This window comes from Sulfitobacter sp. 1A15258 (assembly GCF_043557045.1).
GTDB classification, from domain to species: Bacteria; Pseudomonadota; Alphaproteobacteria; order Rhodobacterales; family Rhodobacteraceae; genus Sulfitobacter; species Sulfitobacter faviae.
Genome location: NZ_JBIFFK010000038.1, coordinates 1 through 2299, shown reverse-complemented (window position 1 = coordinate 2299; position 2299 = coordinate 1). Strand labels below are relative to the sequence as shown.

Below are 2299 nucleotides of genomic sequence, written 5' to 3'. Positions count from 1 at the left end.
TGGCGCCCCAGCGGTGCGTCTCAGCGCCGCCGGTAGAGGGGGTTCTAAGGTTAGTGAGACAAAGCCGCAAGCAGAAATTTGAGAAAAGATGAGATTTCGGGGAACTTTTTGGCAAGATGCTGAAATGGCGTGCTAATTTCCCGCATCTAGCGCGCCGGAGTTAGCCTCCCCTGCCGTATCCGAGGCGACATCTTCACCGCCGGCCCATGAATCGACCGCGATTCACGGGATCACGGGGGCAAAATCGGCGACTCGCAGCGCAGGCCCTACCCTTTCTCTGCATCCTCCTCTGCCCGGCTAAGCGGAAGCGGCTCTTTGAAGGTGAGCGTGCGGTAGGGGAAAGGAATTTCCAGTCCTGCTTCGTCCAGCGCCCATTTCACCGCGGTCACCACCTCATCCCGAGAGCGGCGCTGCTCGACCGGGGCTGAGTCTGTCCACCAAGTGACCTCGAAATTGATGGAGGACTCCCCGAACTCTTGGGCGAAGACCTGAATCGGATGCTCCCCCTGCTCTACCGTCTCGCAGCGCGCGACCGCTTCGGAGATCACCGCCCGCGCTTCACCCAGATCGACATCATAGGCCACCCCGCAGATCACGGTTTGCCGACGGTGCGTTTGATCCGTGCGCACATAGACGGGGTTCTTAAAGAGCATCGCATTGGGCACGATCACCAGCTGCCCGTCCGTCTGGCGGATATGGCTCTCTCTAATGGCGATATGGGTGACCTTGCCCTCGATCCCCTCGCATTCGATATGATCCCCCATGCGCATTTCTCGGCGAAAGAGGATGATGATCCCGGCGAGGAAATTCTCAAAGACGTCCTTGAAAGCGAAGCCAATGGCGACCGACCCGATGCCGAGCCCCGCAAGAATGCTGGCAGGCGTGAGCCCGGGAAAGACGATCACGGCCGCGATCATGATGCCGAAGACCCAGATGAGGATAGACGTCAAAAGGGTAAAGAGGTCCTGAAGGCTCGGGCGCAGCTTGGTCTTGGACAGGGTTTTGCCGACCAGCGACCGGCCAAGCGCGGCCATGGCCCAGGTCAACATCAATACGAGGGTTGCGACAGCGATCTGCGGCAAAAGTGCGATTGTCTCTCGCGCCATCTCCATGATCTGGCGCCACATGATCCTGACTGGCTCCACCCTACCCCTCCTCTGGCTGTTTGGTAGTTTGCCGCAAAACCCATGCTGCGGCGAGTGTTACTTGCGCCCCGTTCAACGCGCCACCACTGGCCGTGCGACGATCGGGGGCTAGCTTAGGGCAAGGTTTAGTCTATTTGGAAAGGAGCCCGGCGCACCCGGCGTGACACTATGGACATCATTCGCATCATCATCGCTATCCTACTGCCCCCTCTTGGGGTGTTCTTGCAGGAAGGTCTGGGAAAGCACTTCTGGATTAACATTCTCCTGACCTTGCTGGGTTACCTGCCCGGGATCGTCCATGCGCTCTATATCATCATCAAAAGGTGAGAGCGCGGGCAGCAGCCCGAATAGAAAAAGCGCGCCTCCGAGAAGAGGCGCGCTTTTGCAATCAATCGGATAGCTTGTCCTTGGCGTCACCGACACCCTTTTGCACTTTGCCTTCGGCCTGATCGGCCTGACCTTCGTGCTTCAAGTCTTCGTTGCCTGTGGCATCGCCGGCTTCTTCTTTCAGCTTGCCACCGATGTCTTTCGCCTTGCCTTTTGCTTGGTCGTCATTTGCCATGGTTGCTCTCCTCTATCTAGGTAGAGGAACAACGTTGGGTAGGAAGCGCGGGTTCCGTTGCGGGTGACCTGCCACTGAACTTTCATCCAGTCGCGACCGGAGCCCGGTTAGTGTTTACGCCATCTGGCGAGGGTTGAGCAATCGCCCGCTGCGCGGAGCTTTCGTTTCGCGCAGCGGGGCGGGCGATTGCGTTGGTCAGGGTCCGCGCGTAGTCAGCCGGGGTCTGGTAACTCAAGGCTGAATGCGGGCGTTCGGTGTTGTAGTCGGTGGTCCAAGTCGAGATCACGACGCGGACATGAGGCAGGTTGCGGAACATGGTCTCATTGAGCAACTCATCGCGCATCCGCCCGTTGAAGCTTTCGACAAAACCGTTTTGCATGGGCTTGCCCGGCGCGATGTAGTGCCATTCGATCCGGTGCTCGGAACACCACCGCAGGATCGCATTCGAAGTCAGTTCCGTCCCATAGCACCTCGGGAAGAAGCGCCGCTAAGAGGTTATGGCTGCCTGCGCAGCTCTCAAATTGCGCAGCGGGTGGCCATAACCGGGTCTCAGGTCTCAACAGTGGTTTTGCATAACCACACCGCTGAGGAG

General features: G+C 58.7%; 3 protein-coding genes and 1 pseudogene. 1 reads left to right on the top strand and 3 read right to left on the bottom strand.

Annotated elements, in window-relative coordinates; translation table 11 throughout:
• Window positions 1-266: 266 nt before the first annotated feature.
• Window positions 267-1127, bottom strand: coding sequence for a mechanosensitive ion channel family protein (locus tag ACGYK9_RS19300; protein WP_394415327.1), 861 nt, complete (start codon window positions 1125-1127; stop codon window positions 267-269).
• Window positions 1128-1313: 186 nt separating this feature from the next.
• On the opposite strand from ACGYK9_RS19300, the gene ACGYK9_RS19295 reads away from it, so the two are divergent.
• On the top strand, window positions 1314-1472 hold the full coding sequence (locus tag ACGYK9_RS19295; RefSeq protein WP_082852043.1) for a YqaE/Pmp3 family membrane protein: 159 nt from the start codon (window positions 1314-1316) through the stop codon (window positions 1470-1472).
• A gap of 61 nt (window positions 1473-1533) precedes the next feature.
• Here the strand turns inward: ACGYK9_RS19295 and ACGYK9_RS19290 are convergent, their stop codons facing one another.
• Together ACGYK9_RS19290 and ACGYK9_RS19285 are read right to left on the bottom strand one after the other, a co-directional pair.
• Window positions 1534-1707, bottom strand: a complete 174-nt coding sequence (locus ACGYK9_RS19290) for a CsbD family protein (protein ID WP_082852044.1) — start codon at window positions 1705-1707, stop codon at window positions 1534-1536.
• Between the two features lie 82 nt (window positions 1708-1789).
• A pseudogene (locus ACGYK9_RS19285) lies at window positions 1790-2170 on the bottom strand (integrase core domain-containing protein); the annotation flags it as partial.
• Window positions 2171-2299: the final 129 nt, after the last annotated feature.

Bases quoted from the DNA above. Each gene is read 5' to 3' on its own strand.
- ACGYK9_RS19295 (WP_082852043.1), top strand. From the start codon at position 1,314: ATGGACATCATTCGCATCATCATCGCTATCCTACTGCCCCCTCTTGGG.
- ACGYK9_RS19290 (WP_082852044.1), bottom strand. From the start codon at position 1,707: ATGGCAAATGACGACCAAGCAAAAGGCAAGGCGAAAGACATCGGTGGC.
- ACGYK9_RS19300 (WP_394415327.1), bottom strand. From the start codon at position 1,127: ATGTGGCGCCAGATCATGGAGATGGCGCGAGAGACAATCGCACTTTTG.